Below are 15,389 nucleotides of genomic sequence, written 5' to 3'. Positions count from 1 at the left end.
CGGTCACATCTGCGTTCTCATCGCCGCCCCCGACATCCACCAAACGAAACTGTATCGAAGACAGTTGTGCAGATCTCGGCGAGAACAAAATATGTATTTCCTGGTCTTTGACAATGGGGTTGGAATAATTTTCCCCCTGCAGATTTCCGCCAGAGAGCTCATTGTGCCGAAAACTTTGCTGCGCCATGGGTATACACAGCAACAGAAGGCATGCACACAAGATGCGAAACGCGTTTTTTTGTATCCAAACTACTATTTTTTTGCTCTTCATTGCGCAAAATTCCTATCAAAATGGTCCAAAGAGGCAGCCGCCGCACGACGAACCATAGCGGCGAGCGCATCTACATCGGCAAATTTTTCAGTTGGCCACAAGTACTTAAAAAAGGAAACCGTTACTTCGTCTCCGTAAATATTTCCAGAAAAATTCGGAAGAAATGTTTCACAAGTAATGCTTGCTGCATCATCGTTCACAGTGGGACGGCTTCCCAATCCGGTAGCGCCTGGATAGCTGCTTCCATCCGCCAGCGTCACCTGCGTGATGTAGACTCCACTTTTAGGGACCAAAACTCCCTCGGGATATGTGAGATTGATGGTGGGGAAGCCCAATGTATGCCCCAGTCCTTTTCCCCTTTGCACTGTGCGACGCAGACAATACGGCTGTTCCAGCATTGCATTGACCTGCTCAATCTCACCCCGGGCCAAACAGCCGCGAATTCGGGTGGAAGACACGGTCTGACCATCGTACTGCGCCATGGGCACCACGTGGACTTCAATTCCAAGTTCGCCACACAGGCTCTTCAAAACTTCTACGTTTCCCGCCTTATCCTTGCCGAAGGTAAAATCCTCCCCGCAGAAAACTGCGCGGGCGCCAAAATTGCCCGCCAGCACATCGTCCACAAACTGACGGGGCGACAGTGCGCGGAATTCTTCAAAAGGCGGACACAGATACACATCCATCCCCAGCGCCGCAATGCGCCGGCGCTTTTCCTCACCAGTCAAAATTCTTTGACCTTTGAAGCCTCCGGACACAGGCAGTGTAAATGTAAACGCCGCAGCCGTCAGACCGTGGCGGCGAGCATATTCCACCGCGCTTCCGAGAACCGCACGATGGCCCAGATGCACGCCGTCAAAATAGCCCAATGCCACGGCCGAACCAGCGCCATATTCAATTTTGCAAAGTTCGGTGAATCGCTTCAAAAGCCATTACACCCTTTCCACAAACAATTTTTCCGTATAAAGTGTGCCGTCCTTCACACGGCCCACGCCCAAAAACACATTGTCCCGGTGAATGCGATACAGTCCGTTCTCCACATCGCACCGGTACACCGGAGCTCCATTGAGCAGACGTTTTTCTCCCTGCGCATCTACCCGAATCAAGTCAAGATGATGAAATACCGTTTCCACGCTTAACAGAAGCTGTTCCAATCGTCCCTCATCCCGAGCTTTCTGCACCTGTTCCAGGCTCACTGCCTCGTTCTGTGAATAAGGGCCAGCCTGCGTGCGGCGCAGCGCCGCCAACGTAGCAGGTACGCCCAGCGCAGTTCCGATGTCTTCCATCAGCGTGCGCACATAGGTGCCCTTGCCGCAGCTCACATGCAAAGCGTATTGATTTTCTGCAACGCATCCGGTAAGCTCCAGCGAGTGAATGACAACCGGTCTGGGTTTTCGTTCCACCACTTCGCCTCGGCGGGCCGCCTTATACAAAGGCTGACCGTTTATCTTCACCGCCGAATACATGGGTGGAAGCTGCATCTGAGGTCCCACAAAGCGCTCCAGCACTTGGCGGATGGCCTTCTCATCCAGTCCGGCCGGAACCGGCATTTGGGACAAAGTTTCACCGGTAATGTCCCCGGTATCTGTACGGCGCCCCAGCAGCATCACCGCATCGTAAGCCTTATCGGTATTTTGCTGCATATCTACCGCTTTTGCCGCACCGCCAATAAACACGGGCAGCACACCGGTCGCCATTGGGTCCAGTGTGCCGCTGTGTCCGATTTTTCTTGTTTTGCAAATGCCCCGCAGCTTGGCCACTACGTCAAAAGACGTGAACCCAGCGGGTTTATCGATGATCAGGATTCCTTGCACAAAGCACGCTCCACTTCCGACAGCAGCGCTGCCTTCGCGTTTTCCATACTTCCCAAAATTTCACAGCCGGCTGCCTGCTTGTGGCCGCCGCCGCCCAGATGAGCGCAAATCTCCGCAGCATCCACACCCACTTCTGTGCGAACGCTGACTTTGTAGCTGCCCGTGGGCTGCTGACGCAAAGTAATACCCACACGCACACCCTCGATCATGCGGGGAAGGCTCGTGATTCCTTCCAAATCCAAAGGCTCCACGCCGGTGCGCTCGATCTGTTCTTTGGTCAGGCTAATAATGGCGCACGCACCATCGAAATGGTACTCAAGGCTCTCCAGTGCAATGCGCTCGATTTCCAACCGGCTACGGGACTTGCTCTCAAACAAAATGTTGTTCAGCTTTACAAGATCCGCGCCCGCCTCAATCAATTTTGCGGCCACAACATGCGTTTTCGCCGTTGTATTCGCAAATTTGAAGCAACCGGTATCCGTAGCAAGACCCGTGTACAGACAATTGGCAATCAGCGGAGTAATGGTGGTGTCCATAGCTTCAAACAAACTGTACATCAACTCGGCCGTAGCAGCCGCCTCTCCGTCCAAGAGCAAAGCGTCCGCGTAACCGCCGTTGGACGGATGATGGTCGATGCAAAGGTCGACCTTGTCCGCGTACTGAGACACCGGATCGCCAAACAACTGAATGCCGGCCACATCCACCGCCACAATGTATTTAGGATCGAACGAACCGTCATACATGCCGATTTCCATATAGTCATAACGTGCGGGGATCTCGTCGGAACATACCACCGCTACGGTTTTTCCCAGACTTTTGAGCACATGGTACAGCGCCGCCGCGCTGCCAATGGTGTCGCCATCCGGATTTTTGTGGCATAAAAGCAGAATGTTCTCTGCCTTCAGCAAACGGCTGATGGCTGCCACAAGGTCCAAAATTTCACTCATAATTTCTCCTCTTTTGCCCAGCGGGTTACTCTTCCCGTTTAAGTTCCGCAATCAGTTCATTGATATGGGTAGCATACTTGGCACCATCGTCTGCAAAAAAGCGAAATTCCGGTGCTTTGCGGATATGCATGTGCGCGGCAATTTCGCTGCGCACATGACCTGCAGCGCGGTTCAGCGCCTTTACGGCCTCACTGGTGGCATCGTCCGCGCCCATCTTGCTCACATAAACCTTGGCGCTGGACAAATCCGGTGCGAGTTCCACACGCATCACCGTCAAAAATCCCTGGACTCGAGGATCCTTCATCTGCCCGATCACGTGGATGAGTTCCCGTTTCATATCCTCGGACAAACGCGCCATATTTTTGCTTTGCGGCATAGATTTTCTCCTTTCCAGAACCACAGAAAGCGGGTTCTCCGCTCTCTGTGTATCCTACGCTCAGTCGCGGTATTCCTCCATCACAAAGGCCTCGAACACGTCGCCCTCTTTGATATCGGAGAATTTCTCAAGTCCCACGCCGCACTCGTATCCGGCCGCCACTTCCTTGACATCGTCTTTAAAGCGGCGCAGCGAGTCGATCTCATCCTCGGTGATGACGATGCCATCACGCACAAGACGGATTTTGGCAGAGCGGGTAATCTTGCCCTCCTGCACATAACAACCTGCGATGGTGCCGGCGGAGGAAATTTTGAACACGTTGCGCACTTCGGCACGGCCCAGTTCCACTTCGCGATATTTCGGCGCCAACATACCTTTCATAGCGTCCGTCACATCGTTGATTGCATCGTAGATGACGCGGTACATGCGCATCTCGACTTCCGCCTGAACCGCCTCTTCCTTGGCGATCGGGTCCGGACGAACGTTGAATCCGATGATGATGGCGTTGCCGGCGTTGGCAAGCATAACGTCGGATTTATTGATGGCACCTACACCTGCGTGAATGACTTTCACGCGAACTTCGTCGTTGGACAATTTCTCCAAAGACTGTTTCACTGCTTCCGCAGAGCCCTGTACGTCGGCTTTTACAATGATGGCCAACTCTTTGCGCTCGCCTTCAGCAATCTGGCTGAACAGATTGTCCAACGTTACCTTCTTGTAAGCCGCGAACTGCTTTTCCTTAGCTTCCGCTGCGCGTTTGTCAGCCAGCTCACGAGCCAGTTTTTCGTCCTCGACCGCATCAAAAATATCGCCTGCAGAGGGCACTTCGGTCAAACCGGTAATTTCCACAGGTGTAGAGGGGCCGGCCTCTTTCAGCACATTGGCCTGGTCGTCCCGCATGACACGCACGCGGCCCACAGCCGTACCGGCAATGACGATATCGCCCTGATGCAACGTACCTTTCTGAACCAGAATGGTAGCCACAGGTCCCTGTCCTTTGTCCAGACGCGCCTCAATGACCGCACCTTTGGCACGGCGGTTGGGATTTGCCTTCAACTCTTTGACTTCGGCCACCAACAAAATATTCTCCAAAAGATCTTCGATGCCCTGGCCAGTCAACGCGGAAACAGGCACACAGATGGTCTCGCCGCCCCATTCCTCAGGTACGAGCTCGTACTGCGTCAATTGCTCCATAACATGCGTGGGATTGGCAGTCGGTTTATCCATCTTGTTGATGGCGACAATCACCGTAACTCCTGCCGCTTTGGCATGGTTGATGGACTCCACTGTCTGAGGCATGATGCCATCGTCCGCAGCCACAACCAGAACGGCAATATCCGTCAAGTTGGCTCCGCGGGCACGCATGGAAGTAAACGCCTCATGGCCCGGAGTATCCAGGAAAGTGATGACCTTTCCGTTTTTCTCTACCTGATAAGCACCGATGTGCTGGGTGATGCCGCCGGCCTCACCCGCAGTGACCCGTGTCTTACGAATGGCATCCAAAATGGAAGTTTTTCCGTGGTCTACGTGGCCCATGACCACAACTACCGGCGGACGCTCCTCCAAATCTTCTTCCTTGTCTTCGTCCACCTCAAACAGGCGCTCCTCAATGGTAACATGCACTTCGTGCTCCACTTTTGCGCCCAATTCTTCCGCTACCAGAGAAGCCGTATCGAAGTCGATTGCCTCACTGATGGAAGCCATAACGCCCAAGCCCATCAATTTCTTGATGACCTGTGCCACATTGACTTTCAAACGGGTTGCCAGTTCTCCCACTGTGATCTCGTCGGGGATAGAGACCTTCAGTTGTGCCTTGCGGGCCTTTTCCAACTGAATGCGTTGCAGTCTCTCTGCTTCGGTCTCCCGCTTTTTCTGGAAAGTCTGATTGCGATTTTTCTTGTTGCCGAATTTCTGCTTATTGCCTGCCGGCGTCGGTTTGCGGCGATTTTCCACATTCTTGGTATTGGCCAAATCCGTGTACTTCTCGTTGAATTTATCCAAGTTTACGTCCGACACACGCGTATCGACTGTGACGGTAACCACCTCGCGCTTTTCGGGCACGGGACGATTGGCCTTCTCCTCTTTGGGCATGCGGATACGCTCTTTGCGCTTGGCCGCAGGTGCCTTTTGCTGCTGGGGTCTCTGGGGTGCCGGTTTCGCAGGTGCCGCCTGCGGCTTTGCGGGCTCTTTCTCCTCCGGCTTGTTCTGTTCGACAGCAGGGGCATTGGGGTCGGGCACGCTGGACAAATAAGCATCCAGGCTGGACACCTCGTTTTGTGTGGTCAGCTTCTCAAACAACTGATTCAGCTCCGCATCGGTCAGGGGCGAAGTATGCTTTTTCGCCTCTCCCGTCAGCTCGCTGACCATTTCCAGCAACTCTTTGGCCGGAATGTTCAAGTCTTTAGCCACATCGCTCAATTTATATTTAATCATGGACGTTCCTCCTTAACGGACGCCGCGCAGGCGTCTAGGTTTTTGCGGCAGAGCACCGCGAGGTTTTCATCGGTGACAGCAAATACACCCACAGGCTTTTTGCTGACGGCAGAGAGCTCGGACTGAGTCAGAGGCATATCTGCCGTTTCTATCTCGTTTTGACAAAACCGAACCACACGCTCTCGTGTGGCCGGGGAAAGATCACTGGCTAAAAGCACCAGACACGCATTTCCCTGATTGACACTGTCTTTCACCGTATCAAACCCCATGACCAGGGCGCCCGCCTTGCGGCACAGGGAAAGCGCAAACAACAGCTTATTGTGCATTTCGCTCCCCTTTTTCAATTTCGGCCTCCATGGCCTCATAGATTTCATCGGGAATGGAGACCTCCAGCGCCCGCTCGATGCGCTTGGCTTTGCGCGCCTTGGCAAGACAGGCAGCCGATGGACATACATAAGCGCCACGCCCGGGCTTTTTACCGGTCAAATCCAGTGACACCGTGCCATCCTGCGCGCGCACCACACGCACCAGTTCCTTCTTGGGTTTTGACTCGCCGCAGCCATTGCAGCGCCGCAGCGGAATTTTTCTCTGGGTCATACAGGTCTCCTTCCGAATCTTATTCTTCGGTCTTTTTAACGGGCGGCTCCTCGCCATAATAGCCACTCTCGGGCCGGATATCAATATTATAGCCGGTCAGCCGGGCAGTCAGGCGTGCGTTCTGTCCTTTGTTTCCAATGGCCAAGCTGAGCTGATGGTCCGGCACCGTCACGCGGCAAGAACGGACCTCGCCCTCGAGGATCTCCACGCCCACTACATCGGCAGGGCTGAGCGCCTCACTAATAAACTTGGCAGGATCTTCGCTCCAGCGGACGATGTCAATCTTTTCGCCGCCCAGTTCTTCCACAATCTTAGCCACGCGCTGACCACGCGGTCCAATGCATGCGCCCACAGGATCCACATTCTCGTCCTTGGACCACACGGCCATTTTTGTGCGAGCACCCGCCTCGCGGCTGATGGCTTTGATCTCCACTGTGCCATCAAAAATTTCCGGCACTTCCATCTCAAACATGCGCTTTACAAGGCCGGGATGTGTGCGGCTGATCATCATGCGCGGACCGCGCTCAGATTCCACGACATCCACCACATAGACCTGCAAATGCTGTCCCTCGGTGAGTACCTCACCCGGAACCTGTTCGTTGCGGGGCAAAGTTGCCACACCGCCTTTGCCCAGTTCCAAAGTAACGATTCCTCGCTGCGGATCGATGTTCGTAACCACAGCCGATACAATCTCATGCGCCTTGGACTGCATTTCCGCATACATTTGGCTGCGCTCAGCCTCTTTCAGGCCTTGGCGAATCACATGCTTTGCGGTCTGAGCGGCAATTCGGCCGAAATCTTTGGTCTTGAGAGGAATTTGGAACATATCACCCAACTTGTAAGTTTTGCGTTTTGCCTGTGCAGCCTCAAGGCCGATTTGCGTGCGGGTGTCCTCCACCTCTTCTACGATTTCCTTCAGCAGATACACATTAAATTTTCCGCTGGTCGGGTCAATCTCCACAGAAACGTTCTCATCTTCCACATCGTAGTCCTTCTTGACCGCGATGACAATGGCATTCTTGATCTTTTCCAGCAGATACTCCGCCGGCAGGCCACGCTCCGCCTCCAGCATGGAAAGTGCTTCAAAAAATTCTGCGTTCATTTTTCCGATCTCCGTCCTTCTCTATGATTTATCTGACAAAAGGTCAAAACAGGTCCTCATCGTCGCACAGCTTGAAATAACTTGCATCCTTTGTGTCGATGACCACCAACGAACCGTCCTCACGCTCCAGCGTAACGGCCGTTCCCTCTTTTTTGCGCAAAAGACCTTTTATTTCTCGCTCGCCCGCATCATTGGCACGGATAAGATGCGCCAGCACCTTCTGCCCGCATTTGGCAGCAAAGTGTGAATCCCGCGTCAACTTGCGTCCCAAACCCGGTCCGCCTACTTCCAAATAATAGCTTTGGGAAATAGGATCCGCCTGATCGATCACCGGATTGATGGCTCGGGTGGCTGCCTCACACGCTGCAATGTCCAGTGGAGTATCGCGATCAATGAAAATGCGCAAAAACCAATCTGGCCCTTCCTTTTCAAAACGCACATCCCAAAGGCGCAATCCCAGTTCTTCCAACACAGGCGTCACCAGTGCTTCTACAATCTGCACTGTACCGCCCATCTTCTCTTTTGCCATGCAAAACCTCCCGTCCAACAAGGCCCTAACAACAGGAAAGAGCGGGCCTTTCGGTCCACTCTTTCCATAGAATATATCGTACCATATGAATATAGCACATTTCTTTTCATTGTGCAAGCCCTGTTTTCGGCCTCTTTTTATTTTCTCGCCTGAGGCATGCAGTAAAAGCGAAGCAGATTTTCCATGGTCAGACGCAAATCATCCGCCGCACGGGACTTCATGGCTTCGTAGGGCATAGCCACCCGGTTGATGCTGAACACTCCTGTGACACCCTGGTCATACACCTCTTCAATATGGTCTCCTATATCACCCACCACAGCTACGACCGGAACACCGGCCTTTTGCGCTCTATGCGCCACGCCTAAAACGACCTTTCCCCGTAAGGATTGGGTGTCCAGTTTTCCCTCTCCGGTAAACACCAGATCGGCTCCTTGCAGCATGGCATCAAACCCCACGGTATCCAGAACCGTTTCGATGCCCATCTGCATCTGCGCACCCAGCAGAGCGGCCATACCACCGCCCATACCGCCGGCCGCACCTGCACCGGGCAAATTCAGGATCTCTTTTCCCGTATCACGAAGGACCACATGCGCAAAATGATGAAGTCCTGCATCCAACCGAGCGACCATAGCCGCATCCGCCCCTTTTTGGGGGCCAAATACCGCCGCGGCACCTGCCAGACCACACAGGGGTGTATCCACATCGCACATGGCGATGACCGGCACCGTCTTCAAACGGGGATGCAAACCTGTTAAATCGATCCGGTCCACCTGTTCCAAAGTACGTCCTACCGGAACGAAACGAGTTCCGTTCCGGTCAAGAAACGCTGCTCCCAGCGCAGCCGCCGCACCGCAGCCGCCGTCGTTGGTAGCACTGCCGCCCAAGCCTACCACCAGTTTTTTACAACCTGCGTCCAGAGCCGCAGCCATCAATTGTCCCACACCATAGGTGGTCGTGCGCTCAGCGTTGCGAGCTCCTCCCACCATGGGCAAACCCGCGGCCGCCGCCATTTCCACCACACCGGTTCCGTCCGGGAGAAGTCCAAAAAAGCCCTCTGTCTGCTCTCCGTATGGACCCTGCACTGTGCAGCGGCGTTTTTCTCCTCCCACCGCCTGCAAAAAGGCATCCACACTTCCCTCGCCGCCGTCGGCCACGGGAACGGAAACAACCTGTGTATCTGGAATCATTCTTTTGATCGCCTGTTCCATGATCGAACAAATCGTGTGGGAACTCATGGTTCCTTTAAAGGAATCCGGAATCACAACAAATTTTCTCACGAGCAGCAGCTCCCTTTCCTGCGGTGTTCCGCGTTTACTCGATTCCCGCTTCCTGACGCGCTTTTTTCAGGTAAGGAATACGCTGCGGCTGCGTACACGTCTGGTCATCGCTCTCCAGTTGAGCATAAAGACGGTCAACTTGCTCTTCGACCACCTTCCAGTCCTGCATCATTGCATTGGTCAGCTCTTGTGCAGGGCGAGACGCATCCGCCTTTTCCGCCATTTCTTTCTCCAGTTTATCCCACACGGAGCGCACGGTTCCAATAAATCTCGGATAATCTTCCTCGATCTTGTAGTTTAACCGCTCAAATTTCCACCACAGAGAATCCTCGCTGAACTTGGCGCCCGCCTTGCTGAGCGAGTGCGGCAGTTCTCCCTCAATATAACAGGGAACGTACACCGATGCGCACGGGCTGGAAAGAGCATTAAACCACACCAGCGGTTTATCCGGAGTTAATTCGACAACGGCCGCCGCTGCCGTCTTGCTCGCATCCGGATCAATGCTGTGCATGCAAATCGAAACGTGCAGACCATCCGCAGGACTGAAACGCGGCTCGATCAATTCTCCTTCAAAATGGTCGCGCTGAATTTTTTGAAGTGTTTCCCGAGTGATATCTCCCTTTGCTTGGCAAAGCAACTTATTCAGGCGCATCCAACGAGGATGTGCCGCCCGGTGCTTGGCAGACATAGCGCTGTATGCCTTTGCAAAATCAAATGGAAGTTCCCTGGGATACCAGCCCATCTCATAGGCATGTTCCTTCAAATCCGGGCTGGCCTCGTCCCATTCCGTCGTTGTACTGTAACAGTTGGAAATTCCTGCAACATCCTTCACCCGCCGCGCTACCCAACGACGGTTGACCGTATCCAAAATCCAAGCTTCCGTAGGATCCGCAAGCAAAAAGGTGTTGTGATAATGAAATGCTTTTCCAACGGCCGCGCTGCCGCCCTGGCCATATTGTTCCAAAAGAGCAATGATGACGTGCATTGCTTCGTAAGCCGTTTTTCCTCGCTCTAAACCGAGGCGCAGCAGATCCATTCCCAACAAACCATTTTCTTTTTCTTCCTCTTCTCTGGACCAGACCGCTTCGTTTCCAATAACGACTTTGTGCTCGTTCATTCCGTGCTCAAAGCCCCATAGCCAATAGGGTTTCGAACCCATTACCCGGTAGGTATGCGCCACCTGGGGAATGGTGATATAAGTACATTTCACTTCTTCGCCCGGCGCGTGGTCTGCCGCTTCAAACTGGACGAGCGGCTGCGCTTCGTTGACCGGACGATCGCTGTTTTTTGCAAATAGGATGTTTCCTGAACGGGTGCTGTTGCCCAGCGCCACCATTGTATCACAAGAATAGAATTCCATTATTCTCTTGCCTCCTTTTCATTTTCCACTCGCGCCGGAGTTTTTTCTCCGAGCACAATAATAAGGGTAGAACACAAAATCAAAACGCATCCCAACGCAGTGCGCAGCGTCAAAACTTCATGGAACACCAAAATCCCCGTCACAACGCTGGTCACCGGTTCCAGCATATTCAGCATGGAAGCCGTAGTAGGCCCCAAAATTCGAATTCCCACCGTGAGCATTGCCAATGCAAGCACGGTACAAAACAAGCTGATGACCGCCAGCAGCATCCATACGCCTAAGGAGGACGGAAGCATCAGCCGGCCCTGCACGGCGGCCTTCGTTCCGAAAACGCCCGCCGAAAAAAAGCTTACAAACAAGATCACTACCAAAGGCCGCAAAACCACAAACGAACTTTTCCGGCCTGCAATCACAAACACTGCGTAGCTGACACCTGAAAGCAGCGCCAACGCACTTCCCATTACATCCACGCCCGATGCAAAGTCCGCCATGGCCGCTATTCCGACAAAGGCCACAATGCACGCCACCAACTGATACAAACGCATCTTTTCGCGAAAAAATGCCGCTAAAATCAGTATTACGAAAAGCGGATATGCGAAATGAAACATGGTGGCCAATCCGGTTGGAATCCGCTGGTAAGACAGGGTAAGCAGTTGAATGGTCACACCGCATCCGCTGACTCCGAACAAAAACAGATGAAACAGTTGTTTGCGCGTCACACCGCCAAATCCCTGTATGGCCACTGCCAGGGCCGAAAACACAAAAGAGAGTAAAAACCGATAAAACACCAGACTCTCCGCATTCAATCCAGATAATTGCACCGTGCGCGTAAGTGCAGGCATGACCCCATAGGCCACCGAGGCAATCAAAACTGCCAGTACACCTTTTCCTTTCACGAGGTTTCTCCTTTTTGCTCTTGCTCTTTTAATACCGCTGCCAAAACATGAAAATGAATTCGATCTGCCTCGCGCTCAAAAGGAGCCAACCCCAACAGCTCACGCACTTTCTGCAACCGGAACACAACCGTATTGCGGTGCACAAAAAGTTGTTTTGCCGTTTGGGCCAGATTCATGTTGCACTCACACAAGGCTTGCACGGTTTGACTCATATCGGGTATTCCCTGAAGAATCTGACATTCTTTTTCCAAGCTCTCCGGCAAGGTTCTTGCCTGACAGGTGTGCACCAAATATGCCACCATCTCGTCTCGGAGCATAAACACTCCCTTCTGAGTATGGCTTTGCAACAAGTATTGCGCCTGCCGGTAACTGTATTTTAAAGTGGCAAAGTCACAGCAACGATCGCCCACTGCCAAAACGGCGTTCTTCTCACATACGAAAGGTTCAAAATTCATCCGGATCGCTTCGTGCCAGCAAAGAGAATCCTCTACGCTCTTTAAAATCACCACTGTATCATCCACTAATTCCTGCACAATATCCTGGTCATTTAAAATTCCGGCATGACGCATATCCGAAGCAAGCCGACCTACCTCGTCTGCTTTTAGCAAGCATACCGCCCTGGGCCGGCGCAAATCATACCCTGCACGGCGGGCCCACTGCAGCACCATCTCGGCATCCTGCTGCGTTTTCAATGTCAGCAACTGACTGACTGCACAACTTTGTGCAGATTTTTCCATGCTGCGGCGGTTACTGATGGACTCTTGCTCCAGCAACAGCTCTGCTGTCAACTGAATCATAGGTGCAATGCTGCCCAATTGAGCCGGGTCACCTGTAATTCCAACAACACCTACAATCTCGCCCTGATAATACAACGGCATATTGATTCCCGGCTGACTGCTGTGTCCTTCTTCGTTCCTCGGCTCAAAAACCGTTACCGCCGCACGCGTATCAAGCACTTGGCGCGCGCCCATATGTACCTTGCCTACACGCCCTGGTTGGCCACTGGCAATGATGACTCCATGCGCATCCATCATATTGATATTGTATCCCAGATTCTGCATCATTCGGTCCACCATTTTTTGCGCAATGACCTTATCCAAGTGCATATTTTTCACCCTTTATTTATGAATTTGCCTGCTGGGCTTCTTCCGTTTTGCTGTTCAGCTCCTGCACGATCTTGTGCATAAAGCTCTCATTCAATTTCCATCCGTGTACGGTGCAGGACATCAAAAGCATCAATACCGCAGGAATCACGCAATAAACGACCAAAATACCTGTCAAAGCAATCGGCGTCTGCACTTCATTGGGAACATAATGGAACAGATCCAGCACAATACCTACAATGGACGCGCCCATTGCCATGCCGCACTTTTGCGAGAATGTGTAGAAACCATAGTTGATGGCACGCACATTTTTGCCGGTCATCCACATTCCATAGTCCGTGGTATCCGCAACCATCGTAAAGAACAGGGCCAGGCGGGCACTGAGCATAAATGCACACACAATGCTGGTGACGATTACGACAACCGCACTGCCCGGCACAAAGAAGCGAAGCATACTGGCCACTACAAAGGAGTAACCGCAAATCAAAAGCGATTTTTTCTTTCCGATTTTCGCCGCAATGAAAGGAACAGAAAGCGCTGCAATTGCCGAAATAAATGCGTCCAAGAACAGAATAACGGACATCAGTTGGGGAGAATTAAAGTGGTAGTTGAAGAAATACGGCATTGCTGCGTTGTAAATGGTGCTTGCAAGCGTGCACAAAAAGAACGCCAAGCTGATGATCAGCAACTGTTTGTTTCCAAAAACAGTACGGAAATATTCTTTGGCTCCTGTACGCTGTTTGGGTCCGGGTTTTTTAGAGCGATCTACTACGTTTCGAACGCAGATATAGCAGCAAATTGTTGCCAGAATCGCAAACAACAGCGCGGTTTTGGAATAGGAGTCGCCACCGTTTTGACCGCTTTTAAGATAAGGAGTCGCAATGGAGATAATCAGAGTGGGAATGGCCACAATGGCAAAGCGAATCGCATTGAGCTTTGTGCGCTCTTCGGTGCTCTGCGTCATAGTGGACGCAAATGCATTGAACGGAATCGCGTAAGTAGTATACATCAATGTCCAAATGCAGAACGAGACCAGCGCGAATACGATTTGCTTTTGCGGACTCAAATCAAAATTGGTAAACATGATTACAAAAGTAATCGCCGTTACAATCGAGCCCCACCAAATCCAGCGTTTGTAATGACCTGTGCGGTCGGACAAGTATCCGATGAACATGTCATTCACACCGTCAAAGAATCGGCTCAACATGGCGATGATACCCGCTATGGTCGCCGGTATCCCCAACACGTCTGTGTAGAACACGATCATGAAAAGCGAAATGAACTTCAGATACAGATTCGCTGTAATATCACCGATTCCGTAACATATCATTTCTTTCGTTGTAAGTTTTTGATTGTCCACAATGAAATCCTCCTTACTTGCCAAGGTGTTTGTACGTAATTCACAATATTTTTCGTACTTGCCCTTGTTTTTTATTCATTGTAAACATTGTATCCAAAACTGGGCGCCCTGTCATTGTCACCCTTAACCAAAAAGAAATTCTCTGACTGTACCGTCAATACAAAACCATACTTCTTACTCCGTTTTTCAGTGTAACACAAAACCAAGGCAAAAAGGAAACGATTCGGCCTTTCTTTTTCATGTTTTGTCAAACATTGAATGCGGTCTGTTGCCGTAAAAAACAAAAACCGCGCACGTTTTGTAAACGTGCGCGGTTTTTTTAAACAGTTTCTGACAATTTTCCCTTTTTGGCAATCAGCGCCTTGGTGGGAATGCCCATTTCTGTGAACATATTTTCATGTTCGGTACGGATGTTCCAGTCAGGTTCATCGGCGTGAAGATCCCGTGTCATCCAAGTGATTTCAAAGCCCGCGGCAGGCAAATAGTGCAGCGTGTCCTCAAACAGGTCCTCATCGTCGCACTTGAACCATATCTCTCCTTCGTCGCACAAAAACTCACGGTACAAAAGGAGCTGCTTTGTATGCGTCAGTCTGTGTTTTTTGTGCCCTGCTTTCTTGTTCCACGGATTGCAGAAATTGATGTAGACCCGCTCTACCCGATCTCCCGCCGCACCGGACATCATCCCCGGAATGCGCTCGATGTCATGCGTCAGAATCAGCACGTTATCCACCGGACGACCCGCCGCTGCATACTCCCGGTCAATGTTCCGCTTTGCCAAAATCAATACCTTGTCCGTCAAATCAATGCCCACGTAATTGATTTCTGGATGCTGCACCGCCAGCTTGGCAAGAAAACCACCTTTGCCACATCCCAGCTCCAAATGCAACGGCTGGTCCGGCCGAGCGAATAAAGAGTTCCACTTTCCCCGCTGCTCCATAGGTTCATTGACGTGGAACGCACAGGCCCGCAATTCGGGTCCTGCATAAGGTTTAAAGCGCATGCGCATAAAAACAAAATCCTTTCCAAATGTTATCTGTCAGCTCGGGTCCTTCGGAATTTCCAGCGTACAGGTGCCTAAGCGTTTTTCTTTGGCCCGCACCGTAATGGTCCCGTCGCCGCTTTCCTCAAGAGTATACTCCGTTTCCTTCAACACCCGTTTTTCCGAAAGGCCGTCCAGGTTGCCATCCGCATAGCTGATTACTTCCAAGCTGCCATCTGCATTTCTTTTGGCTTCAAGACCGCCTCGATGCAATGTCACTTCCATTGTGCCGCTGGTCTTGAGCACTTTGCCGTTCGGTCCCACGGCCCAGGCAATCACCGTCAC

The 15,389-nt window shown here is 52.0% G+C and carries 17 protein-coding genes; all 17 read right to left on the bottom strand.

Annotated elements, in window-relative coordinates; translation table 11 throughout:
- Positions 1 to 271: hypothetical protein (locus tag AB5H98_RS09485; RefSeq protein WP_367925672.1), on the bottom strand; the 271-nt coding region annotated here is incomplete at its 3' end.
- Positions 268 to 1,197 (bottom strand): riboflavin biosynthesis protein RibF, encoded by a 930-nt coding sequence (ribF, locus tag AB5H98_RS09480; RefSeq protein WP_367925671.1) that lies wholly within the window; start codon positions 1,195 to 1,197, stop codon positions 268 to 270. The genes ribF and AB5H98_RS09485, both read right to left, overlap by 4 nt.
- A 6-nt stretch (positions 1,198 to 1,203) precedes the next feature.
- Positions 1,204 to 2,085 carry a tRNA pseudouridine(55) synthase TruB gene (gene truB / locus AB5H98_RS09475; RefSeq protein ID WP_367925670.1) on the bottom strand — a complete coding sequence of 294 codons (882 nt, stop codon included), beginning with the start codon at positions 2,083 to 2,085 and terminating at the stop codon, positions 1,204 to 1,206.
- A complete protein-coding gene (locus AB5H98_RS09470) occupies positions 2,070 to 3,032 on the bottom strand; it encodes a bifunctional oligoribonuclease/PAP phosphatase NrnA (RefSeq protein ID WP_367925669.1) in 963 nt (320 codons plus the stop codon). Before AB5H98_RS09470 ends, truB begins: the two co-directional genes overlap by 16 nt.
- Positions 3,033 to 3,057: 25 nt before the next feature.
- A complete protein-coding gene (gene rbfA / locus AB5H98_RS09465) occupies positions 3,058 to 3,408 on the bottom strand; it encodes a 30S ribosome-binding factor RbfA (RefSeq protein WP_367925668.1) in 351 nt (116 codons plus the stop codon).
- A 60-nt stretch (positions 3,409 to 3,468) separates the two neighbouring features.
- Positions 3,469 to 5,841 carry a translation initiation factor IF-2 gene (infB, locus tag AB5H98_RS09460; protein WP_367925667.1) on the bottom strand — a complete coding sequence of 791 codons (2,373 nt, stop codon included), beginning with the start codon at positions 5,839 to 5,841 and terminating at the stop codon, positions 3,469 to 3,471.
- Positions 5,838 to 6,167: a L7Ae/L30e/S12e/Gadd45 family ribosomal protein gene (locus tag AB5H98_RS09455; RefSeq protein ID WP_367925666.1), complete on the bottom strand. Its 330-nt coding sequence runs from the start codon at positions 6,165 to 6,167 to the stop codon at positions 5,838 to 5,840. Before AB5H98_RS09455 ends, infB begins: the two co-directional genes overlap by 4 nt.
- Entirely contained in the window at positions 6,157 to 6,438 is a 282-nt protein-coding gene (locus tag AB5H98_RS09450) for a YlxR family protein (RefSeq protein WP_367925665.1), read from the bottom strand. Before AB5H98_RS09450 ends, AB5H98_RS09455 begins: the two co-directional genes overlap by 11 nt.
- 19 nt (positions 6,439 to 6,457) lie before the next feature.
- A complete protein-coding gene (gene nusA / locus AB5H98_RS09445) occupies positions 6,458 to 7,540 on the bottom strand; it encodes a transcription termination factor NusA (protein ID WP_367925664.1) in 1,083 nt (360 codons plus the stop codon).
- A gap of 43 nt (positions 7,541 to 7,583) precedes the next feature.
- Complete coding sequence (rimP, locus tag AB5H98_RS09440) at positions 7,584 to 8,069, bottom strand: ribosome maturation factor RimP (protein ID WP_367925663.1); 486 nt, start codon at positions 8,067 to 8,069, stop codon at positions 7,584 to 7,586.
- Between the two features lie 137 nt (positions 8,070 to 8,206).
- The gene (locus tag AB5H98_RS09435) at positions 8,207 to 9,346 is read right to left on the bottom strand and encodes a glycerate kinase (protein ID WP_367925662.1); all 1,140 of its coding nucleotides are present in this window, start codon (positions 9,344 to 9,346) and stop codon (positions 8,207 to 8,209) included.
- 34 nt (positions 9,347 to 9,380) lie between these two features.
- Positions 9,381 to 10,706 (bottom strand): C69 family dipeptidase, encoded by a 1,326-nt coding sequence (locus tag AB5H98_RS09430; RefSeq protein WP_367925661.1) that lies wholly within the window; start codon positions 10,704 to 10,706, stop codon positions 9,381 to 9,383.
- A complete protein-coding gene (locus tag AB5H98_RS09425; protein ID WP_367925660.1) occupies positions 10,706 to 11,602 on the bottom strand; it encodes a DMT family transporter in 897 nt (298 codons plus the stop codon). The genes AB5H98_RS09430 and AB5H98_RS09425 overlap by 1 nt, the downstream gene beginning before the upstream one ends.
- Positions 11,599 to 12,708 carry a CdaR family transcriptional regulator gene (locus AB5H98_RS09420; RefSeq protein ID WP_367925659.1) on the bottom strand — a complete coding sequence of 370 codons (1,110 nt, stop codon included), beginning with the start codon at positions 12,706 to 12,708 and terminating at the stop codon, positions 11,599 to 11,601. Before AB5H98_RS09420 ends, AB5H98_RS09425 begins: the two co-directional genes overlap by 4 nt.
- A 16-nt stretch (positions 12,709 to 12,724) precedes the next feature.
- Positions 12,725 to 14,065: an MFS transporter gene (locus AB5H98_RS09415; protein ID WP_367925658.1), complete on the bottom strand. Its 1,341-nt coding sequence runs from the start codon at positions 14,063 to 14,065 to the stop codon at positions 12,725 to 12,727.
- A 319-nt stretch (positions 14,066 to 14,384) separates the two neighbouring features.
- The gene (gene trmB / locus AB5H98_RS09410) at positions 14,385 to 15,071 is read right to left on the bottom strand and encodes a tRNA (guanosine(46)-N7)-methyltransferase TrmB (protein WP_367925657.1); all 687 of its coding nucleotides are present in this window, start codon (positions 15,069 to 15,071) and stop codon (positions 14,385 to 14,387) included.
- A gap of 30 nt (positions 15,072 to 15,101) precedes the next feature.
- On the bottom strand, positions 15,102 to 15,389 hold a 288-nt coding region (locus AB5H98_RS09405), incomplete at its 5' end, for a hypothetical protein (protein ID WP_367925656.1).

This window comes from uncultured Ruthenibacterium sp. (assembly GCF_963558415.1).
In the GTDB taxonomy this organism is placed as follows: Bacteria; Bacillota; Clostridia; order Oscillospirales; family Ruminococcaceae; genus Ruthenibacterium.
This window is presented reverse-complemented; position numbering and strand designations above follow the sequence as displayed.